The organism is Pseudomonas sp. S2_E02 (assembly GCF_054668355.1).
Genome location: NZ_CP162761.1, coordinates 5,950,346 through 5,971,143, shown reverse-complemented (window position 1 = coordinate 5,971,143; position 20,798 = coordinate 5,950,346). Strand labels below are relative to the sequence as shown.

The window sequence follows — 20,798 nt, the reverse complement described above, 5'->3', positions numbered from 1 at the left end:
AGAAAACCATGCTCGGTCGCTGGCGCACACTACATTTTCTGTTTTTGATGCTGATCCTGAACCTCGGCGGTTGCGCGTCGTGGTTCAGCGATGACAGCGTCGACCCCGCCGTGCATCTGGTGAAAGTCGAAGTGGTGCGCGCCAAATTGCTTGAACAGAAATTCATCCTGCACTTTCGCGTCGATAACCCCAACGATAGCGACCTGACCGTGCGCGGCCTCGAATACCGTATTCATCTTGCCGACATACTGCTGGCCGAGGGTGAGCATGAACACTGGTTTACGGTCGGACCAAAACGCAGTGCTTACTTCAAAGTGCCGATCCGCACCAACCTGTGGCCCCGGGTAAAAGATGTGGTGAAAATGCTGAAAAGCTCGAATCAACAGATTCCCTATCGCTTGCAGGGTGAGATGGAAACCGGTTTATTCATCGCTCACTACGTGCACCTTGAGCGCAATGGCGTGATAATCCCCGCCGATTTAATTCCGGAGCAACACCGATGACCCAGCAACCTCATGTCCATGGCCCTGACTGCAACCACGATCATGACCATCATCACGAACATGACCACGGCCACGTTCACGGCCCGAACTGCGGCCACGCCCACCAGGAACCGGTGCGCAACGCCCTGAAAGACGTCGGCCGCAACGACCCGTGCCCATGCGGCAACGGCAAGAAATTCAAGAAGTGCCACGGGGCGTGATGCCCGGGGCGAAGACCCTCTTCGCCTGACCTGCCGCCTTCGCGAGCAAGCTCGCTCCCACAGTCAATCGAGTTCCTCCAGTTGGAATGCAATCCCTGTAGGAGTGAGCCTGCTCGCGATGAGGCCGGCACATCCAACATCGTCGTCGCCTGAACGGGTTTCTTCAGTTGCAATGCGTTCCCCTGTGGGAGCGAGCTTGCTCGCGAAGGGGCCGGCACATACGGTGAAGTTTTTCAGCCGGCCACCAGAATCTGTGCAGAACTGACTACCGTCGCATACTCCCCCTGCAAATTCCCCAGCGACATTCCGTGCACCTCGTCCGCCGTACGCAATGTGCCGAAATAATCGGCCTTGTCGAAGGTGAAACAGGCATCCTCCGCCACCCACGCATCAAACCCCAGATTCCCCGCCGTGCGCGCCGTCGATTCCACGGAGTTGTTAGTGGCCACGCCGACAATAACCAATTGCCCGATCCCCGCCTCGCGCAACCGCGCCTCTAACTCGGTGGCACAAAACGCATCCGGGACCTGTTTCTGAATCAGCCATTCGCCGTCCTGCGGCAAAAACCTCTCCTGAAACTCCACGCCTTCCTGCTCCGGCCAAAACACCGAATCCGGTTCACGCGACAGATGCTGCACATGAATCACCGGCCTTGTGCTACGCCGCCACAGCCCCAGCAGATCAAGGATTCGCTGCTCAGCCTGAGGATTATTCCTTCGCCCCAAACGCGGCTGCAGGATGCCTTTTTGCTGGTCGATGATGATCAGTGCAGCGTTGGCCTGAAGCTCCATGGCGATTTTTCTCATGCAGAGTCATTGAATTCTGCGCAGTTCAGCATCACCTCTTCCTACTAAGCAAGCTATCGAACGCACACGGGACGACCTGACGCCGGCGTTTGCTGTCCGCACGCAAGTCCATTTCTGCTTTGGAGTTCTCCATGATCGACCTGTATTACTGGACCACCCCCAACGGCCACAAGATCTCTCTGTTCCTCGAAGAAGCCGGCCTGCCGTACAACGTGCACCCGATCAACATCGGTCAGGGTGAGCAGTTTCAGCCACACTTTCTGAAAATCGCCCCGAACAACCGCATCCCGGCCATCGTCGATCATGAACCGGCCGATGGCGGCGAACCGTTGTCGCTGTTCGAATCCGGGGCGATTCTTTTGTATCTGGCGGAGAAGACCGGGAAATTTCTGCCCCAAGACCTGCGCGGTCGGCAAACGGCGCTGCAATGGCTGTTCTGGCAAATGGGCGGACTGGGGCCGATGGCCGGGCAGAATCACCACTTCAGCCAGTTCGCCCCGGAGAAAATCCCCTACGCGATCAAGCGCTACATCGACGAGACCGCGCGGTTGTATGGCGTATTGAACAAGCAACTGGCTGATAACGAATTCGTCGCCGGCAGCGAATACAGCATTGCCGACATGGCGATCTATCCGTGGATCGTCTCGCACAAATGGCAAAGCCAGAACCTTGAAGACTTCCCGCATGTGCAGCGCTGGTTCAACCGCATCAAGGATCGCCCGGCGACGGTGAAGGCCTACGCGTTGGTGCAGAAAATCAATCCACCGAAGGCTTGATTGAACGGCAAAAGATCGCAGCCTTCGGCATCTCCTACAGAGGAATGCATGCTTCTATAGGAGCTGCCGCAGGCTGCAATCTTTTCCATTCGACAGAAATACGCAAATAACCCCCGCCCCCGCTTGCGCGGCCACCTCCTGCTCACTAACGTAGCGCCTTTACTGACGCTACCCCCCGCAGGAGCTTTGCCATGGCCTCGCCAGCCCTCACACATTTTCTTCCCCGGTTCGGCGTTGCCGCAGCAGTGGCCGGTGTTTTGGGCCTGTCCGGTTGCCAGACCTGGAATGCTCAGGACACCCTCCCGCCGACCTCCGGCGTGCAACCGCTCAAGGGTCTGGCGCAGAACGTGTCGGTACGTCGCAATGCCATGGGCATGCCGCTGATCGAGAGCAACACCTTCCACGACGCGCTGTTCAGCCTCGGCTATGTGCACGCCAGCGACCGCATCAACCAGATGGTGACCTTGCGCCTGTTGGCGCAGGGCCGTCTGGCGGAAATGTCCGGCGCGTCAATGCTCGACGCCGACCGCTACATGCGCGCGGTCAATCTGAAGAAAAGCGCTGGCGAGCTGTACAAGGCCTCGTCGCCTCGCCTCAAGCGTTTCTTCGAAGTCTATGCGCGAGGGGTCAACGCCTACCTGTTCCGCTACGCCGACAAGCTGCCGGGCGACCTCGCCTCCAGCGGCTACAAGCCTGAGTATTGGAAGCCGGAAGACTCGGCGCTGATTTTCGCCCTGTTGAATTTCAGCCAGTCAGCCAATCTGCCGGAAGAGATTTCCTCGCTGGTGCTGGCGCAAACCGTCACCACCGACAAACTCGCCTGGCTGACGCCGTCCGCGCCTGACGAAAACCTGCCACTGGCCGAGGCCGACAAGCTGCAAGGGCTCAAGCTCAACGGACAAATTCCCGGCCTGACCGAACTGAGCAACGCCAGCCAGCAACTGTCGGCGCTGAACCTGCTCGGCACCCCGTCTTCGAACAACTGGGCGATCGCCCCGCAACGCAGCCGCAGCGGCAAGAGCCTGCTGGCCAGTGACGCCCATGGGCCGCTGGCCGCGCCTTCGCTGTGGAGTTTCGTGCAGATCCGCGCACCGAAATATCAGGCCGCCGGCGTCACCGTTGCCGGTCTGCCGATGGTCCTCGGCGGCTTCAACGGCAAAGTCGCGTGGAGCATGACCAGCGTGCTCGGCGACAACCAGGATCTGTTTCTGGAAAAAATTCGCCGTCAGGGCAGCAGCCTGACCTACGAGGTCAACGGCAAATGGCAGCCGCTGGGCGTGCGCAACGAAACCTACTTCGTCAAAGGCCAACGGCCGATTCGCGAAGCGGTGTACGAAACCCGCCACGGCGCATTGCTCAACAGTGCTCAGACGGCCGCGCAAGGCAGCGGTTTCGGCCTGGCCTTGCAGACCCCGAGCTTCACCGACGACAAGTCGCTGGATGCGTTTTTTGATCTGACCCGTGCGCAAACCGTTGAACGCGCTTCCGACGCGAGCCGCGAGATCCGCGCCATCGCCCTGAATCTGGTGTTCGCCGATGCGAGCAACATCGGTTGGCAGGTCACCGGGCGTTTCCCCAACCGCCGCGAAGGCGAAGGCTTGCTGCCGTCGCCGGGCTGGGAAGGTCGCTACGACTGGGACGGTTACGCCGACCCGATGCTGCATCCGTACGATCAGGATCCCGCGCAAGGCTGGCTCGGCACCGCCAACCAGCGTGTGATTCCTCACGGCTACGGCATGCAACTGTCGAACTCCTGGGCAGCGCCGGAGCGCGGCGAACGTCTGGCGGAACTGGCCGGCAGCAGCAAGCACGACAGCCGCAGCGTGATCGCCATGCAGTACGACCAGACCACCACCTTCGCCGCCAAGTTGAAGAAAGTCTTCGAAGCACCGGGCATGAAGCAGCCGCTGAAACAGGCGATCGATGCCCTGCCGGAAGCGGATCGCAGCAAGGCGCGCGAAGCGTTCACGCGGTTGATGGCGTTCGACGGCAAGCTCAGCCCGACCTCGGCGGATGCGGCGATCTACGAACTGTTCCTGCAAGAAAGCATGAAGCAGATCTTCCTCGATGAGCTCGGTCCGGAATCGAGTCCTGCGTGGAAGGCGTTTATCGCCAATGGTGATCTGTCTTACGCGGCGCAGGCTGACCATCTGTTGGGACGTGAGGACAGTCCGTTCTGGGATGACATTCGTACGCCGCAGAAAGAAGACAAAGCGCTGATTCTTGCCCGTAGCTTCGCGGCGGCGATCAGCGCTGGCGAGAGTCAGTTGGGCGGCGATCACCGCGCCTGGCAATGGGGCAAGCTGCACAGTTATGCCTGGAAGAACAGCAATGGACAGACTGTGCGCGGACCACTGGCGGCCGGTGGCGATCACACCACGTTGAACACGTCGGCGTTCGCCTGGGGTCAGGATTTCACCACGACGCGTGCGCCATCGATGCGTTTCATCGTCGACTTCGGCCAGGCTGAACCGCTGATGGGGCAGAACGGTACGGGGCAGTCGGGTAATCCGGTGAGTCCGAACTACCTCAATGGCATCGATGCGTGGCTGAAGGGGCAGTACATCGGCTTGCCGATGCAGCCGCAGAACTTTGACCGGGTCTACGGCAAGACCCGTCTGACGCTTACTCCCGGCAAATAGCTGTACATCAAAAGCCCCTCACCCTAACCCTCTCCCGGAGGGAGAGGGGACTGATTGGGGGATGCTTGAGTCATACGCAGACCTGAACGTGCACTGCCGAATCCAGAATCAACTCAGTTCGTGCCTTGCCGAATCCGTAATCGACTCGGTCTTTCAGGTCGATGTAGCTGGCCAGACACCTCAGTCGGCCCCCTCTCCCTCCGGGAGAGGGCTGGGGTGAGGGGCTTTTGATCTGGTCCAGAATCTGTGTTCGACTCGGTATTTCACGTCGGCGTAGCTCTCCCAGACACCGCGGTCGGCCCCCTCTCCCTCAGGGAGAGGGCTGGGGTGAGGGGCTTTTGATCTGGTCCAGAATCTGTGTTCGACTCGGTATTTCACGTCGGCGTAGCTCTCCCAGACACCTCGGTCGGCTCCCTCTCTCTCAGGGAGAGGGCTGGGGTGAGGGTTGCTCTTCAAAGTCGATAGAACTTCCAGCCCAGCGTCAGCCTCATAGCTAACAAGCCCCCCATTCTGGTAAGGACATGGACCTTGTTATCGCCCGCCCCGAGGGTTTGTACTGCCCTGCCGGAGATTTCTACATAGACCCGTGGCGCCCCGTCGAGCGCTCGGTGATTACCCATGCCCACGGCGATCACGCCCGTACCGGCAATCAGCACTACCTCGCCAGCAGCGCCAGCGAAGGGATTTTACGCGCGCGTCTGGGGCAGGACATCAACCTGCAAACCCTCGCCTACGGCCAGCGCCTGACGCACCACGGTGTCACCCTGAGTTTTCACCCCGCCGGCCACGTGCTCGGTTCTGCACAAGTGCGCCTGGAATACGGTGGCGAAGTCTGGGTCGCGTCCGGCGACTACAAGATCGAACCGGACGGCACCTGCGCCCCGTTCGAACCGGTGCGCTGCCACACCTTCATCACCGAATCGACCTTCGGCCTGCCGATTTATCGCTGGCAGCCCCAAGCGCAGGTGTTCGGCGAGATCAATCAGTGGTGGGCAGCGAACATCGCGGCCGGCAAGGCCAGCGTGTTGTTCTGTTACTCGTTCGGCAAGGCTCAACGGATACTCCACGGCATCGACGAAAGCCTCGGTCCGATCCTCAGCCACGGTGCGGTCGAACCGCTGAATCGGGTCTACCGCGAGGCCGGCGTGTATTTGCCGCCGACGATCTACGCCGGAGAGGTGAAAAAAAACGACCCGATCATGCGCCAGGCCCTGGTCATCGCCCCGCCCTCGGCCGGAGGCAGCAGCTGGATGCGCCGATTTGGCGAGTTCAGCGACGCGTTTGCCAGTGGCTGGATGCGTTTGCGCGGCACCCGCCGGCGGCGCGGTGTCGATCGTGGTTTCGTGCTCTCCGATCACGCCGACTGGCCCGGCCTGCTCTGGGCCATCGAGCAGACCGGCGCGGAACGGGTGATGGTCACCCACGGCTCGATCGGCGTGCTGGTGCGGCATCTGCGCGAACAGGGTCTGGATGCCCAGGGTTTCAACACCGAATACGGCGATGACGAAGAAGAACACCTCGCCACCGAACCGACCATCGCAGAGATGCCCGCATGAAAGCATTCGCCGAACTGTACGCCGAACTCGACGCGACCACCTCGAGCAACGCCAAACTGGCGGCGATGCAAGCCTACTTCGCCCAGGCCGAACCGCACGACGCCGCATGGGCGGTGTACTTTCTCTCCGGTGGCCGGCCCCGGCAACTGGTGCCGGTGAGAATTCTCCGCGAACTCGCCGTCGAGATCTCCGGCCTGGAACCGTGGTTGTTCGAGGAAAGCTATCAAGCGGTCGGCGACCTCGCGGAAACCATTTCGCTGGTACTCGCAGAAAACCCGCACAGCTCCGACGCTGGCCTCGCCGAGTGGATCGAAGACAAACTGCTGCCACTGCGCGGTGAAGCACCGGAATATCTGAACCGGCAACTGCCGGCCCTGTGGGCGCAATTGGATCGATCAAGCCTGATGCTGTGCATCAAATTGATCACCGGCAGTTTCCGCGTCGGCGTCTCGAAATTGCTGGTCACCCGGGCCTTGGCCTCGATGGCCGGGCTGGACAGCAAGCGTGTGGCGCAGCGTCTGGTCGGTTACACCGATCTGTCCAACCGGCCGAGCGCCGCCAGTTACCTGAAGCTGATTGCCCCTGAATCCAGCGATGAACATGCTCAGCGGGGTGGTCAGCCGTATCCGTTCTTCCTGGCCCACGCCTTGTCGCAACCGGTGGAAGAATTTGAAACGCTGATCGGCCCGCCCAGCGATTGGCAGATTGAATGGAAATGGGATGGCATCCGCGCCCAAGTGGTCAAGCGAGAGGGCCGACTCTGGATCTGGTCGCGGGGCGAGGAACTGGTGACCGAGCGTTTTCCCGAACTGGAGGTCCTGGTACACGGTTTGCCCGATGGCACGGTGATCGACGGCGAAATCGTCGTGTGGAAAAGCACGCATCCGAGCACCGAAGACGCCTTTGATCCGCAATCGACCGAACCGCCAGCCGTGCAGTCCTTCGCCCTGCTGCAACAACGCATAGGCCGCAAGACCCTCGACAAGAAAATCCTTGAAGACGTGCCGGTGGTGGTGCTCGCCTACGACCTGCTCGAATGGCAAGGCGAAGACTGGCGCAATCAGCCGCAGGCCAAACGCCGCGCGCAACTGGAAGAGGTCATCGCCCGCTGTAACAGTCCGGTACTTTTACCCTCGCCGGTGCTGACCGGCAGCGACTGGCTCGACCTCGCCCGCCAGCGCGAAGCCTCACGGCGGCTGGGCGTTGAAGGGATGATGCTCAAGGCGCGGGATTCGCTGTACGGGGTTGGCCGCACCAAGGACATGGGCGTGTGGTGGAAGTGGAAAGTCGATCCGTTCAGCGTCGATGCGGTGCTGATTTACGCCCAGCGCGGGCATGGTCGGCGGGCCAGTTTGTACAGCGATTACACCTTTGCCGTGTGGGACGGCCCGCCCGAGTCCAGCCAACGCGCGCTGGTGCCGTTTGCCAAGGCCTATTCGGGGCTGACCGATGAGGAAATGCGCAAGGTCGATAGCATCGTGCGCAAAACCACCGTGGAAAAGTTCGGCCCGGTCAGCAGCGTGAAACCGAGCCTGGTGTTTGAACTGGGTTTCGAAGGCATCGCCCTTTCGCGGCGGCACAAGAGCGGGATCGCGGTACGTTTTCCGCGGATGCTGCGCTGGCGCCAGGATAAAACCGTGGATGAGGCCGATAGCCTGGCCACCCTCCAGGATCTGCTGGCCTGACCCCTTTTCCCGGGACATTGATCATTCCCACGCTCCGCGTGGGAATGCCTCAACGGACGCTCCGCGTTCGGCCTTGGAGGGGACGCGGAGCGTCCCGGGCTGCATTACCACGCAGAGCGTGGGAACGATCAGCGATCTGCTTGACTGTCCCCGACAAGCCACAAATCAGTGCACGCTTTCTGCCGCGCCCGTTTTCGTGCATTCATCCATTGATCTTGTAGCTCTCCTCACCTTTTAAAACACTTGTTCGGGACTCTGGTTCGGAAATTGCTACTTTCTATAGGTCGTACGCGTTCCAGTAACAATAATTCTGCGCCACAAGCGCTCATATTGGTTCTTAGGGATTGAATAATGAAAAAAGCATTGCTGACCCTTTCTGCACTGGCGTTGTGCATGGCCGCTGGCTCCGCGCTGGCCAAGGAATACAAAGAGCTGCGCTTTGGCGTTGACCCTTCGTACGCACCGTTCGAGTCGAAAGCGGCCGACGGCAGCCTGGTGGGCTTCGACATCGACCTGGGCAACGCGATCTGCGCCGAACTCAAGGTCAAGTGCAAGTGGGTCGAAAGTGACTTCGACGGCATGATTCCGGGCCTCAAGGCCAACAAATTCGACGGTGTGATCTCGTCGATGACCGTGACCCCGGCTCGCGAAAAAGTCATCGACTTCTCCAGCGAACTGTTCTCCGGCCCGACCGCTTACGTGTCGAAAAAAGGCTCCGGCATCACCGCCGACGTTGCTTCGCTGAAGGGTAAAACCGTCGGCTACGAGCAAGGCACCATTCAGGAAGCCTACGCCAAAGCCGTGCTGGACAAGGCCGGCGTGAAAACCCAGGCCTATCAGAATCAGGATCAGGTGTACTCCGACCTGACCTCCGGTCGTCTCGACGCCGGTATTCAGGACATGCTGCAAGCCGAACTGGGCTTCTTGAAGTCGCCACAGGGTGCCGACTATGACGTCAGCAAGCCAGTCGACAACGAATTGCTGCCAGCCAAAACCGCTGTCGGTATTAAGAAAGGTAACACTGAGCTGAAGGCGCTTTTAGATAAAGGTATCAAAGCGTTACACGATGACGGCAAATACGCCGAGATTCAAAAGAAACACTTTGGCGATCTGAATCTGTACAGCGGCAAATAATGCCCCGGCGCCCATCCTCGATGGGCGCCTTTTCCATCCGCTCAGGTTGCTGATTTATGTTCGAAAACCTCTTACAAAATCTGGGGCTCTCCGCCTTCAGCCTCAAGGGCTTCGGCCCTTTGCTGTTGGAAGGCACCTGGATGACCATCAAATTGTCGGCGTTGTCGCTACTGGTGGCCGTGTTGCTCGGTCTGCTCGGCGCCAGCGCCAAACTGTCAAAAATTAAACTGGTGCGCCTGCCCGCCCAGCTCTACACCACGCTGATTCGCGGGGTGCCGGATCTGGTGCTGATGCTGCTGATTTTCTACAGCCTGCAAACCTGGCTGACGTCCCTGACTGACTACATGGAATGGGAATACATCGAGATCAACCCGTTCAGCGCCGGGGTGCTGACGCTGGGCTTCATTTATGGTGCGTATTTCACCGAAACTTTCCGTGGCGCGATCCTCGCCGTGCCGCGCGGTCAGGTTGAAGCCGCCACCGCGTATGGCCTCAAACGCGGCCAGCGCTTTCGCTTCGTGGTGTTCCCGCAAATGATGCGTTTCGCCCTGCCGGGCATCGGCAACAACTGGATGGTGATGCTCAAGGCCACCGCGCTGGTGTCGATCATCGGCCTCGCCGACCTGGTCAAAGCCGCGCAGGACGCCGGTAAAAGCACTTATCAACTGTTCTACTTCCTGGTCCTCGCCGCGTTGATCTATCTGCTGATCACCAGTGCCTCGAACTTCATCCTGCGCTGGCTCGAACGCCGCTACGCCGCCGGTGCCCGGGAGGCCGTACGATGATCGAACTTCTGCAGGAATACTGGCGCGCCTTCCTCTATACCGACGGCCAGAACATTACCGGGCTGGCGATGACGCTGTGGCTGCTCAGCGCCTCGATCTTCATCGGTTTCCTGGTGTCGATTCCGCTGTCGATCGCGCGCGTCTCGAGCCACTTCTACATCCGCTGGCCGGTGCAGTTCTACACCTACCTGTTCCGTGGCACGCCGCTGTATATCCAGCTGCTGATCTGCTACACCGGGATCTACAGCCTGGCCGCCGTGCGTGCGCAGCCGCTGCTCGACAGTTTCTTTCGCGATGCGATGAACTGCACGATCCTCGCCTTTGCCCTGAACACTTGCGCCTACACCACGGAGATTTTCGCCGGGGCGATTCGCAGCATGAACCACGGCGAAGTCGAGGCGGCCAAGGCTTACGGGCTGACCGGCTGGAAACTATATGCTTACGTGATCATGCCGTCGGCGCTGCGCCGTTCGTTGCCGTATTACAGCAACGAAGTGATCCTGATGCTGCACTCGACCACCGTGGCCTTCACCGCGACCATCCCCGACATCCTGAAAGTTGCGCGGGACGCCAACTCGGCGACCTTCCTGACCTTTCAGTCGTTCGGCATCGCCGCGTTGATCTACCTGACCATCACCTTTGCGCTGGTCGGCCTGTTCCGCCTTGCCGAACGCCGATGGCTGGCCTTCCTCGGGCCAACTCACTAGGCCCAGTTCAGGAATAAAAGAGATAAAAAATGCGCCACCTGATTCATGACTTGCTGGCCCCGCTGCCGGGGACCGCACGACAGATCCACAGCTTCCACTTCGGCCCGGAGCAGGCCAAGGGCAAGGTTTACATCCAGTCCTCGCTGCACGCCGATGAACTGCCCGGCATGCTCGTCGCCTGGCACCTCAAGCAGCGTCTCGCGGAGCTGGAAGCCGCCGGGCGCCTGCGCAGCCAAATCGTGCTGGTGCCGGTGGCCAACCCGGTCGGCCTCGAACAAGTGCTGATGGACGTGCCGTTGGGCCGCTACGAACTGGAGAGCGGGCAGAACTTCAACCGCTGGTTCGTCGATCTCAGCGAAGAGATCGGCAACGCCATCGAAGGCAAGCTGAACGACGATCCGCAACACAACCTCGAACTGATCCGCACACATCTGCGCGACGCGCTCGCCCGCCAGACCGCCAGCACGCAACTGCAATCCCAGCGTCTGACTCTGCAACGGTTGGCCTGCGACGCGGACATGGTGCTGGACTTGCACTGTGATTTCGAATCGGTGGTGCACCTTTACACCACGCCCGAAGCGTGGCCGCAGGTCGAACCGCTGGCGCGCTACATCGAAGCTCAGGCGAGCTTGCTGGCCACCGACTCCGGCGGTCAGTCGTTCGACGAATGCTTCACCCTGCTGTGGTGGCAACTGAAGGAGCGCTTCGGCGAACACTTCGAGATTCCGCTGGGCAGTTTCTCGGTGACCGTCGAGTTGCGCGGTCAAGGCGATGTCACCCATCCGCTGGCCAGCCGCGACTGCCAGGCGCTGATCGATTATCTGATCCAGTCCGATGCGATTGTCGGCGAGACCAAATCGCAACCACCGTTGCCGTTCCCCGCTACGCCGCTGGCCGGTGTGGAACCGGTGACCACCCCGGTCGGCGGGCTGCTGGTTTACACCGCCACGGCGGGTCAATACCTCGAAGCCGGGCAACAGATCGCCGAAATCATCGACCCGATCCACGATCGGGTCACCCCCGTTCATTGCACCAGCGCCGGCGTGATGTACGCCCGCTCGCTGCGACGCATGGCCACTGCCGGCATGGTTATCGCCCACGTCGCGGGCGCTGAAGCCTATCGCAGCGGCTACCTACTTTCGCCTTGAGGATGTCTGTCCCATGTACAAACTGACCGTTGAAGGCCTGCACAAAAGCTATGGCGACCATCAGGTGCTCAAAGGCGTTTCGCTCAAGGCCAAGACCGGCGACGTGATCAGCCTGATCGGCGCCAGCGGCTCGGGCAAAAGCACCTTTTTGCGCTGCATCAACTTTCTCGAACAACCCAACGATGGCGCCATGAGCCTCGATGGCCAGGCGATCCGCATGGTCACCGACCGCCACGGCATGCACGTCGCCGACGCCGATGAACTGCAGCGCCTGCGCACGCGGCTGGCGATGGTGTTCCAGCACTTCAACCTGTGGAGCCACATGACCGTGCTGGAAAACATCACCATGGCCCCGCGCCGGGTGCTGGGTTGCAGCAAACAGGAAGCCGACGACCGTGCGCGGCGTTATCTGGACAAGGTTGGCCTGCCGGCACGAGTGGCCGATCAATACCCGGCGTTTCTCTCAGGCGGTCAGCAACAGCGCGTGGCGATTGCCCGGGCGCTGGCGATGGAGCCGGAGGTAATGCTGTTTGATGAACCGACCTCGGCGCTCGATCCGGAATTGGTCGGTGAAGTGTTGAAGGTGATTCAAGGGCTGGCCGAGGAAGGCCGGACCATGATCATGGTGACCCACGAAATGAGCTTCGCCCGCAAAGTCTCCAGCCAGGTGTTGTTCCTGCACCAAGGTCTGGTGGAAGAAGAAGGTGCGCCCGAGGATGTACTCGGCAACCCTAAAAGCGAACGCCTGAAACAATTCCTCAGCGGCAACCTCAAATAGCCATTAGTGCAAAACCCTGTGGGAGCGAGCTTGCTCGCGAAAGCATTCTGTCAGTCACATTGATTTTGAATGTTCCGCCGCCTTCGCGAGCAAGCTCGCTCCCACAGTGGACCTCCGCAGCCTACAAAAATCAAACTTGTCCGCCCGCCCCGTGGTCTCTGGAAAAACCCCTCCAGAGCGCGCGCAGCCCGCATGGCGAAATCCTCCGACCTGGCAAAAATCTGGTTCAGCGCCCGCAACTGGAAGCCGTTCGCCTTTCAGAAACAGGTCTGGGCGGCGGTCAAAAACGGCCAATCCGGTCTGCTCCACGCCAGCACCGGTGCCGGCAAAACCTATGCGGTGTGGTTTGCCGCGCTCAATCGCTTCGCCAAACCCGCCGCTGTTGTTGAAAGCCCACGCAAGCGCAAACCACCGGCCGAACCACTGACCGTGCTGTGGATCACCCCCATGCGCGCCCTCGCCGCCGACACTGCGCGCGCCCTGCAAACACCGGTCGATGACCTGCAGATCCCATGGAGCATCGGCCTGCGCACCGGCGATACCAGCAGCAGCGAACGCGCCCGGCAGAGCCGGCGCCTGCCGACCACGCTGATCACCACCCCGGAAAGCCTGACCTTACTGCTTGCTCGTGCCGATGCGCAGGTGGCGCTGGCGAGTCTGCGCATGATCGTCGTCGATGAATGGCACGAACTGCTCGGTAACAAGCGCGGCGTGCAACTGCAACTGGCCCTCGCCCGCCTGCGGCATTGGCAACCCGAACTGATCGTCTGGGGGGTGTCCGCCACTCTCGGTAATCAATCCCACGCCGAACAGGTGCTGATCCCACAGGGCGGCGGCATCAGCATTCAGGGGCAAAACGAAAAAGCGCTGAAGGTCGACACCCTCCTCCCACCGGCGATTGAACGTTTTCCGTGGGCCGGACACATCGGCCTGAAGATGCTGCCGCAAGTGGTCGCCGAACTGGAGGCCTGCGCCAGCACTTTGGTGTTCACCAATACCCGGGCGCAATCGGAAATCTGGTATCAGGCACTGCTGGAGGCGCGACCCGATTGGGCCGGGTTGATCGCTTTGCATCACAGTTCACTGTCTCGCGAGACTCGCGACTGGGTCGAGCAGGCCTTGAAAGACGGGCACCTCAAAGCCGTGGTCTGCACCTCGAGCCTGGATCTGGGCGTGGATTTCCTGCCAGTCGAGCGCGTGCTGCAAATCGGCTCGGCCAAAGGCGTCGCGCGCCTGATGCAACGCGCCGGTCGTTCAGGCCACGCGCCGGGACGCACCTCGCGAGTAACGCTGGTGCCGACTCACAGCCTTGAGCTGATCGAAGCCGCTGCCGCCCGTGATGCCGTCGAACGACGGCGTATCGAACCACGCCAGTCACCGCACAAACCGCTGGATGTGCTGGTCCAGCATTTGGTCAGCATGGCCCTCGGTGGTGGATTTTTACCCGATGAGCTGTACGAAGAAGTCCGTGGCGCCTGGGCTTATCGTGACCTGACAACTGCTGACTGGGCCTGGGCGCTGGCTTTCGTACGCCATGGCGGGATGTCTCTGACAGCCTATCCGGATTACCGCCGGGTCGAGCCAGACGAGCACGGCGTCTGGCGAGTGCCGGATGCGCGATTGGCGCGGCGCCATCGCATGAGCATCGGCACCATCGTCAGTGACGCGAGCATCCATCTGAAATTCTGGAGCAAGGGCGGCGGTGGCAAACAGTTGGGCAGTGTCGAGGAAGGTTTCATCGCGCGGCTTAAACCGGGTGACGGTTTTCTCTTCGCCGGGCGTTTGCTGGAGTTGGTGCGAGTGGAAAACATGACCGCTTACGTCAAACGCAGCACCGCAAAAAAAGCCGCCGTGCCGCGCTGGAATGGCGGGCGCATGCCGCTTTCCAATGAACTCGCAGCCGCCGTCGTCAGTCGTTTCAGCGCGGCCGCGCAGGGTGAGTTTGTCGGGCCGGAAATGCACGCATTGCGGCCGTTACTGGAAACGCAGATGCGCTGGTCTGGACTGCCCACCACCGAAAACCTGTTGGCCGAGGTGCTGAAGTCCCGCGAAGGCTGGCACCTTTTCCTCTATCCCTTTGCCGGGCGCCAGGTGCATCTGGGACTGGCGAGCCTGTTGGCATGGCGCGTCAGTCAACGGCAGCCTGTGACGTTTTCCATCGCGGTGAACGATTACGGCCTGGAATTGCTCAGCGCCACGCCGATCGACTGGGCCGAGTATTTGAATGCCGATCTCTTCAATGCCGATGATTTATTAGCGGACGTTCTGGCCAGTCTGAACGCAGGCGAACTGGCCTTGCGCCGTTTTCGCGAGATCGCGCGGATTGCCGGGCTGGTCTTCGCCGGCTACCCCGGCGCACCGAAAAGCACCCGACAGGTGCAGGCGTCCAGCGGACTGTTTTTTGAAGTGTTCAAACAATACGACGCAGATAATCTGTTGCTGGCCCAGGCTGGGGAAGAAGTCCTGCGAGAAGAACTGGATATTCGTCGCTTGGAACAGACATTGGAGCGGATCAACGGGATGAAACTGGACTTGCATCAGGTTAAACGTCCTACACCACTGGGCTTCCCGCTGCTGGTGGAGCGCATGCGCGAAAGCATGAGTTCGGAAAAACTCGCTGATCGCATCAGGCGAATGGTTGGTGATCTGGAGAACAGCGCCGACAAGGATAAATCCTCATGAGTTCAGGCTACCCGGTACGCCTGGCCGGCGAAGAACTATGGCTTTTGCCGGAAAAAGCCCTGTACTGGCCCGCGCAACAGGTCCTGCTGATTGCCGATGTGCATTTCGGCAAAGCGGCGGCTTACCGCAGTCTGGGTCAACCGGTTCCGCACGGCACCACGGCGAGCAATATCGCAGTGATTGATCGGCTGCTGGCGAAGCTGCCCTGCCGGTTATTGATCTTTCTCGGTGACTTCCTCCACGGGCCCGGCTCTCATGCGCCAGGCACGCTGGACGCGCTGGCACAATGGCGCGCGCGCCACGCTGATCTGCCGATGACACTGATTCGCGGCAATCATGACAAACGCGCCGGTGATCCACCTGAATCGCTGAATATCCGGGTGGTGCCGGAACCGCTGCTGCTCGGGCCATTCGCCTTGCAACACGAGCCTGATCCGCACCCTGAAAGGCACGTGCTGGCGGGTCACGTACACCCGGTCTATCGGCTGCATGGCAAGGGTCGGCAAAGCTTGCGCCTGGCGTGTTTCAGGCTCGGCGAACGCCTCAGCCTGCTACCGGCATTCGGCGCCTTCACCGGCGGCTATGCGGTCGAGCGCGAAGAGAGTTGCAGGATTTTCGTCATCGGCGATAACGAAATATGGCCAGTCAGTTGAAGTCTTTGCAGACCTCATCTGACTGGCCATTGGTTGTCAATGCAGATCAGGCAACTGGTGCCGGTGGCGGCTCGTCCGGAAGCGTCGGTTCGCCAGGCTCGGTGGGTTGTTCGTTGGGGGTATCGGGATCGGGCTGTCCGGGAATTCCGCCGGCCATGCTCAGTGGCGGATGCGCCAACAAGGACCAGGCCAATACGCCAATCTGATTGGGCTCGAGCCTTGCCAGTTCGGCAGTGATTTGCGGATCGATCTTCATAGGGCACTCCTCGGCGAAGGCCCGTTTTGCCGAAAGCAAAAACGGGCAGTACACCCCATAGAGTGTCTGCCCGCCAAAGAATTCCCGCGATCTGTCGGATGGACCGATCAGGTGCGCGGCAAGGTCACGCCACGCTGGCCCTGGTACTTGCCGCCACGGTCCTTGTAGGACACTTCACATTCCTCGTCGGATTCGAGGAACAGCATCTGTGCCACGCCTTCGTTGGCGTAGATTTTCGCCGGCAGGTTGGTGGTGTTGGAGAATTCCAGGGTCACGTGGCCTTCCCACTCAGGCTCAAGCGGCGTGACGTTAACGATGATGCCGCAACGCGCGTAGGTGCTTTTACCCAGGCAGATGGTCAGCACATTGCGCGGAATGCGGAAATATTCGACGGTGCTGGCCAGGGCGAAGGAGTTCGGCGGAATGATGCAAACATCGCTGTGGACGTCGACGAAGCTGCCCGGATCGAAGTTTTTCGGGTCGACGATGGACGAGTTGATGTTGGTGAACACCTTGAAGTGATTGGTGCAGCGCACGTCGTAGCCGTAGCTCGATACACCGTAGGAGATCACTCGGCTGTCATCGCTGCCGCGCATCTGGCGCTCGACGAACGGCTCGATCATGCCCTGTTCCTGCGCCATGCGGCGAATCCACTTGTCCGATTTGATGCTCATGGCGGGGTGTCCTGAATAGCGAGGTGGAAAAATTCTGTCCGGCATCTTACCGGGCGCGCCGCCGGGTTCAAAGTGCGCGGTGCAATTCTCGCCGAACACCCATGAAATACGGGCTTTGGCGACGAACCGTCACACCGCCGATCCCGAAAACAGAGAAACCTTCGCAAGAAGCATTGGCACTTCTCGGAAACTGGGTTAAGGTGGCGTCACTGTGTTGCTTGTGTCACTGAGAATCTCTACACGATATGTTGAATTTCGATCCAACCATCTACAAGAATTTTTCCTGCTCTTTGCACTCAGTCTCGGCCAGGGTTCTTCCTGAGTCGCAGTTATCTTTGTTCAAGGAGTTACACCATGTCTAATCGCCAAACCGGTACCGTTAAGTGGTTCAACGATGAAAAAGGCTTCGGCTTCATCACTCCACAATCCGGTGACGACCTGTTCGTTCACTTCAAAGCTATCCAATCCGACGGCTTCAAAAGCCTGAAAGAAGGCCAACAGGTTTCTTTCATCGCTACCCGCGGTCAGAAAGGCATGCAAGCTGAAGAAGTACAAGTTATCTAACTTGTAGCTTCTTTAGAAAAGAGCCCCGCCCTTAAAAGCGGGGCTTTTTTGTGGGCGCCTGTTTTGTACAGGCAAAAAAAATCGCAGCCTGCCAGGGCTGCGATTTTTTGTGGGTGCCTTACCAGGCCACGCCAAACCCGGCGGTATAACGGGTCTTGTTCAGATCGGCATCGTTGGTGCCGCTGATGATGTCGCGTTCAGCCTTGAGGTTGAGCGACGCCCAGTCGGTGACCTTGTAGCGCAGCCCCAATTCAGCATCCAGCGCGTAATCGGCGACACCGGACAGCGGCTTGCCCACTTCACCGTTGGTGAAGAACTCGACTTTCTTGCCGATCAGGTAACGGTTGTAATCCCACTTCATCGCGACGGAATAGAAGTTGTCTTTGCTACCATCGCGATACTCGTAGTCGGTGCGGTTAAGCAGCGAGCCCAGCGAGAACGCGCCCAACTCGTCGTCCCAGAACTGGTAGCCAGGACCGGTACCGACCACACGCTGGCGTGCCAGCTCTTCGATGTGATCGCGCTTGTAGTTCAGACGGCCTTGCCAAAACCATTTATCGGTCAGGAAGCGGTCGAGTGCGTATTCGGCGCGCCAGTTGTCGGTGGTGGTCTCGTCGTCCTGCACTTCGCGGTTGTATTCACCCTCGGCGGTATGACGCCAGCGCCCATGCCGTGCTGTGGTCTTGAAGCCGACATCGTAGTCATCAGTGTCTTTCTCGGCGCGTTGATAATCCAGCGCCAGGTCGACATTGCCCTTCCACACCAGATCCTCGACCACCGGTTTCGGTTTGAGAATCTGCTGAATGCTCGCCAGCTCAACGGTTTTCGGCGCCTCACCGTTGGCCAGGGTGACCTTGCCATCTTCGGCAGCCGTCAGCGACTTGGACACTTCACCGCTGTAGGCATCCTGTTTGACCAGCAAGTGCTGATCACTGTCCAGCGTCTTGACCTCTTTCCAGTCAATGGTGACCGCACCGGCGTATTTGGTCTGGATCAACAGCTTGCCGCCATCGAACACGGTGATGGTGCCGCTCAACTTGTCACCGTTCTTCAACCAGACGGTGTCGGCAAGCAGGGGCGTGGACGCACTGAAAACAGCAAGGCACAGCAGGGATCTGGACAACATAAGCAAATCGAAGGCTCAAGTTTGCGAAAAAAGGTCGGCATTATCCGTAGGAATAAGACCCTGACAAGGACTGACCGGACGATTTCCGATGAGTTCATTTCTCAATTGCGCGATCACCGATTACTCTGAAAGCCATCAAACTGTTCATGCTCAGGAACCGCGCACGTGAAAGACCCGCTCGACAGCGTTGAAAACGATGCGCAAATCCGACGCACGGCGCTCTACTCGACGCTCGCCCAAGTGCCCGAAGGCAAAGTCGTCAGTTATGGTCAGTTAGCTGAACTGGCCGGGCTGGGGCGCGCCGCCCGCTGGGTCGGCCGCACCTTGAGTCAGTTACCCAGCGATACAAAGCTGCCCTGGCACCGTGTGCTGGGCGCCGGCGGTCGGATCAGCCTGCCGGTGGGCACCCCGTCCGGCGATGAACAACGGGCTCGATTGCGCATGGAAGGCATCACCGTCCTGAACAATCGTGTGGATATTCAGCGCCATGGCTGGCGTCCGGTAGAGCACAGCGGTTAGAGTGCGCGCTTTGTTTCCGCAATCTTGAGGCAGACTTCAGCCCATGCCCCGTAAAACCTGGCGCGCCGCGCTAGCCGCTTATGCCAGTCCTTCGACGCTCGTGCTGTTGTTGCTCGGTTTCGCCGCCGGCCTGCCGTACATGCTGGTGTTCTCTACGCTATCCGTCTGGCTGCGTGAAGCCGGTGTCGCCCGTGAAACCATTGGCTACGCCAGTCTGATCGGCCTGGCCTATGCGTTCAAATGGGTCTGGTCACCACTGCTCGACCAATGGCGCCTGCCGTTGCTGGGCAAACTTGGCCGTCGCCGTTCGTGGCTGGTGCTCTCACAAGCCCTGGTCATCCTCGGCTTGATCGGCATGGGTTTCTGCGACCCGCAAAAGCACCTGTCCTGGTTGATCGCCATTGCGGTTGTCGTCGCCTTCGCCTCCGCCACCCAAGACATCGCGGTCGACGCCTATCGCCTGGAAATCGCCGAAGACAACCGCCAAGCCGCCCTCGCCGCCAGCTATATGTCCGGGTATCGCGTGGCTGCACTGCTGGCCACCGCTGGCGCGCTGTTCTTCGCTGAGGGCTTCGGCTCCACTGGCTTCAACTATCAGCATTCGGCCTGGGCCGGCACCTACGCGCTGTTCGGTGCACTGATGATTCCCGCGCTGCTGACCACGCTGTTCATGCGCGAGCCACCGGTGCCGCTACGCACTCAGTTGCAGGCCGGGCGTTACACCTTCATGCACCAACTGATGTCGGTGTTTGTGCTGATCGTGTTGCTGGTCTCGGTACCGGCGATGTTCACCCAGCTCTACAACACTGATTTCGCCAGCGTACTGTTCGGCGGCATGAGCCCGCTCGACCTGCTGCTCGAAGACCGCGCGTTTCTGCGCGCCATTCTGTATACGCTGCTGACCGGTCTGTGCCTGTCGACCATGGGCCGTCGCGGCCTCGCCCCGGTGCTGACGCCGGTCAACGACTTCATTCTGCGCTATCGCTGGCAGGCACTGCTGTTGCTCGGCCTGATCGCCACTTATCGAATGTCGGACACGGTGATGGGCGTCATGGCCAACGTGTTCTACATCGACCAGGGTTTTACCAAGGATCAGATTGCCAGTGTCAGCAAGATCTTCGGCCTGATCATGACGCTGGTCGGCGCCGGCATGGGCGGCCTGCTGATCGTGCGCTTCGGCATTCTGCCGATCCTGTTCATCGGCGGCGCGGCCTCGGCAGCCACCAACCTGCTGTTCGTCATGCTCGCCGACATGGGCCCGAACCTGCAGATGCTGGTGGTGACCATATCCCTCGACAACTTCAGTTCCGGCCTGGCGACGTCGGCGTTCGTTGCCTACCTGTCGAGCCTGACCAACCTGAAGTTCTCGGCCACGCAATACGCGCTGCTCAGCTCGATCATGCTGCTGTTGCCGCGCCTGATGGGCGGCTATTCCGGGGTTCTGGTGGAGAAGTTCGGTTACCACAGTTTCTTCCTGATCACCGCCCTGCTCGGTGTGCCGACTCTGCTGTTGATCGCCCTGCACTGGTTCCAGGAGAGCCGCCGCCAAGGCCCGACGCCAACGCCCGAGCCTGTGCCGACACCGGTCGCAGAAGAATCGTAAG

20 protein-coding genes are annotated in these 20,798 nt (G+C 60.1%); 16 read left to right on the top strand and 4 right to left on the bottom strand.

Annotated features, from left to right (window positions below):
- Positions 1 to 8: 8 nt before the first annotated feature.
- Positions 9 to 503 carry an LEA/WHy family protein gene (locus AB4O01_RS26750; RefSeq protein WP_093438814.1) on the top strand — a complete coding sequence of 165 codons (495 nt, stop codon included), beginning with the start codon at positions 9 to 11 and terminating at the stop codon, positions 501 to 503.
- Positions 500 to 703 carry an SEC-C metal-binding domain-containing protein gene (locus AB4O01_RS26745; RefSeq protein WP_034154967.1) on the top strand — a complete coding sequence of 68 codons (204 nt, stop codon included), beginning with the start codon at positions 500 to 502 and terminating at the stop codon, positions 701 to 703. Before AB4O01_RS26750 ends, AB4O01_RS26745 begins: the two co-directional genes overlap by 4 nt.
- Before the next feature lie 233 nt (positions 704 to 936).
- Here the strand turns inward: AB4O01_RS26745 and AB4O01_RS26740 are convergent, their stop codons facing one another.
- Positions 937 to 1,494 (bottom strand): cysteine hydrolase family protein, encoded by a 558-nt coding sequence (locus tag AB4O01_RS26740; RefSeq protein WP_460092319.1) that lies wholly within the window; start codon positions 1,492 to 1,494, stop codon positions 937 to 939.
- Between the two features lie 146 nt (positions 1,495 to 1,640).
- On the opposite strand from AB4O01_RS26740, the gene AB4O01_RS26735 reads away from it, so the two are divergent.
- From AB4O01_RS26735 to pdeM, 11 genes are all read left to right on the top strand, one after another.
- Positions 1,641 to 2,285 (top strand): glutathione binding-like protein, encoded by a 645-nt coding sequence (locus AB4O01_RS26735; protein ID WP_454564747.1) that lies wholly within the window; start codon positions 1,641 to 1,643, stop codon positions 2,283 to 2,285.
- A 191-nt stretch (positions 2,286 to 2,476) separates the two neighbouring features.
- Complete coding sequence (locus AB4O01_RS26730) at positions 2,477 to 4,927, top strand: penicillin acylase family protein (protein ID WP_460090047.1); 2,451 nt, start codon at positions 2,477 to 2,479, stop codon at positions 4,925 to 4,927.
- A gap of 521 nt (positions 4,928 to 5,448) precedes the next feature.
- Positions 5,449 to 6,483, top strand: coding sequence for a ligase-associated DNA damage response exonuclease (locus AB4O01_RS26725; RefSeq protein ID WP_460090046.1), 1,035 nt, complete (start codon positions 5,449 to 5,451; stop codon positions 6,481 to 6,483).
- Positions 6,480 to 8,168 carry an ATP-dependent DNA ligase gene (locus tag AB4O01_RS26720; protein ID WP_460090044.1) on the top strand — a complete coding sequence of 563 codons (1,689 nt, stop codon included), beginning with the start codon at positions 6,480 to 6,482 and terminating at the stop codon, positions 8,166 to 8,168. Before AB4O01_RS26725 ends, AB4O01_RS26720 begins: the two co-directional genes overlap by 4 nt.
- A gap of 351 nt (positions 8,169 to 8,519) precedes the next feature.
- On the top strand, positions 8,520 to 9,302 hold the full coding sequence (locus AB4O01_RS26715; protein ID WP_008083900.1) for a transporter substrate-binding domain-containing protein: 783 nt from the start codon (positions 8,520 to 8,522) through the stop codon (positions 9,300 to 9,302).
- A 56-nt stretch (positions 9,303 to 9,358) separates the two neighbouring features.
- Complete coding sequence (locus AB4O01_RS26710) at positions 9,359 to 10,087, top strand: ABC transporter permease (RefSeq protein ID WP_093436331.1); 729 nt, start codon at positions 9,359 to 9,361, stop codon at positions 10,085 to 10,087.
- Positions 10,084 to 10,794, top strand: coding sequence for an ABC transporter permease (locus AB4O01_RS26705; protein ID WP_093436336.1), 711 nt, complete (start codon positions 10,084 to 10,086; stop codon positions 10,792 to 10,794). The genes AB4O01_RS26710 and AB4O01_RS26705 overlap by 4 nt, the downstream gene beginning before the upstream one ends.
- Before the next feature lie 29 nt (positions 10,795 to 10,823).
- Positions 10,824 to 11,942, top strand: a complete 1,119-nt coding sequence (locus tag AB4O01_RS26700) for a succinylglutamate desuccinylase/aspartoacylase family protein (protein ID WP_099758172.1) — start codon at positions 10,824 to 10,826, stop codon at positions 11,940 to 11,942.
- Between the two features lie 13 nt (positions 11,943 to 11,955).
- Complete coding sequence (locus tag AB4O01_RS26695; protein ID WP_034154958.1) at positions 11,956 to 12,720, top strand: ABC transporter ATP-binding protein; 765 nt, start codon at positions 11,956 to 11,958, stop codon at positions 12,718 to 12,720.
- A 192-nt stretch (positions 12,721 to 12,912) separates the two neighbouring features.
- Positions 12,913 to 15,402 carry a ligase-associated DNA damage response DEXH box helicase gene (locus tag AB4O01_RS26690; RefSeq protein ID WP_460090042.1) on the top strand — a complete coding sequence of 830 codons (2,490 nt, stop codon included), beginning with the start codon at positions 12,913 to 12,915 and terminating at the stop codon, positions 15,400 to 15,402.
- On the top strand, positions 15,399 to 16,055 hold the full coding sequence (gene pdeM, locus AB4O01_RS26685) for a ligase-associated DNA damage response endonuclease PdeM (RefSeq protein WP_258709352.1): 657 nt from the start codon (positions 15,399 to 15,401) through the stop codon (positions 16,053 to 16,055). The genes AB4O01_RS26690 and pdeM overlap by 4 nt, the downstream gene beginning before the upstream one ends.
- A 46-nt stretch (positions 16,056 to 16,101) precedes the next feature.
- Here pdeM and AB4O01_RS26680 read toward each other — a convergent pair whose 3' ends face one another.
- Together AB4O01_RS26680 and dcd are read right to left on the bottom strand one after the other, a co-directional pair.
- Positions 16,102 to 16,311: a hypothetical protein gene (locus AB4O01_RS26680; protein ID WP_007918615.1), complete on the bottom strand. Its 210-nt coding sequence runs from the start codon at positions 16,309 to 16,311 to the stop codon at positions 16,102 to 16,104.
- Positions 16,312 to 16,418: 107 nt separating this feature from the next.
- Complete coding sequence (gene dcd / locus AB4O01_RS26675; RefSeq protein ID WP_093436360.1) at positions 16,419 to 16,985, bottom strand: dCTP deaminase; 567 nt, start codon at positions 16,983 to 16,985, stop codon at positions 16,419 to 16,421.
- Between the two features lie 354 nt (positions 16,986 to 17,339).
- Here dcd and AB4O01_RS26670 point away from each other — a divergent pair, with 354 nt between their 5' ends.
- A complete protein-coding gene (locus AB4O01_RS26670) occupies positions 17,340 to 17,549 on the top strand; it encodes a cold-shock protein (RefSeq protein WP_002554837.1) in 210 nt (69 codons plus the stop codon).
- A gap of 118 nt (positions 17,550 to 17,667) precedes the next feature.
- Here AB4O01_RS26670 and AB4O01_RS26665 read toward each other — a convergent pair whose 3' ends face one another.
- Positions 17,668 to 18,675, bottom strand: a complete 1,008-nt coding sequence (locus AB4O01_RS26665) for a DUF481 domain-containing protein (RefSeq protein WP_093436364.1) — start codon at positions 18,673 to 18,675, stop codon at positions 17,668 to 17,670.
- 165 nt (positions 18,676 to 18,840) lie between these two features.
- On the opposite strand from AB4O01_RS26665, the gene AB4O01_RS26660 reads away from it, so the two are divergent.
- Together AB4O01_RS26660 and AB4O01_RS26655 are read left to right on the top strand one after the other, a co-directional pair.
- Entirely contained in the window at positions 18,841 to 19,194 is a 354-nt protein-coding gene (locus AB4O01_RS26660; protein ID WP_257357183.1) for an MGMT family protein, read from the top strand.
- A gap of 43 nt (positions 19,195 to 19,237) precedes the next feature.
- The gene (locus tag AB4O01_RS26655) at positions 19,238 to 20,797 is read left to right on the top strand and encodes an AmpG family muropeptide MFS transporter (RefSeq protein ID WP_093436370.1); all 1,560 of its coding nucleotides are present in this window, start codon (positions 19,238 to 19,240) and stop codon (positions 20,795 to 20,797) included.
- Position 20,798: the final 1 nt, after the last annotated feature.